At 68.2% G+C, this 359-nt stretch carries 1 protein-coding gene; it reads left to right on the top strand.

The annotated features are described in order from the left end of the window. Positions 1 to 251 (top strand): oligopeptide/dipeptide ABC transporter ATP-binding protein (locus QWI17_RS18095; protein ID WP_368045365.1); only part of this gene is annotated, 251 nt, incomplete at its 5' end. Between the last annotated feature and the right edge of the window lie 108 nt (positions 252 to 359).

Raw genomic sequence — 359 nt, 5'->3', positions numbered from 1 at the left:
TGTTCGACCTGCCGGCCCACCCTTACAGCGAAGCCCTGCTGGCGGCCATCCCCGAACACAGCCTTGGCGCCGAACGCCTGGCCACCCTGCCCGGCATCGTGCCTGGCCGCTACGACCGCCCCGTGGGCTGCCTGCTGTCGCCGCGCTGCCCTTATGTACAGGACAACTGCCGGCGCCAGCGCCCGCCCCTCGACCCTCAGGCGCACAGCCTGGTGCGTTGCTTCTACCCGCTGAACCAGGAGGTGGCGTAATGGCCGTGGTTCTGACTGCCCGGGAATTGACCCGGCATTACGAAGTATCCCGCGGGCTGTTCAAAGGCCACGCACTGGTCCGCGCGCTCAACGGCGTGTCGTTCGAGC

Source organism: Gilvimarinus gilvus, from assembly GCF_030518155.1.
GTDB classification, from domain to species: domain Bacteria; phylum Pseudomonadota; class Gammaproteobacteria; order Pseudomonadales; family Cellvibrionaceae; genus Gilvimarinus; species Gilvimarinus gilvus.
The sequence above is the reverse complement of the archived record's forward strand: the minus strand, read 5'-3'. Positions and strand labels throughout refer to the sequence as shown.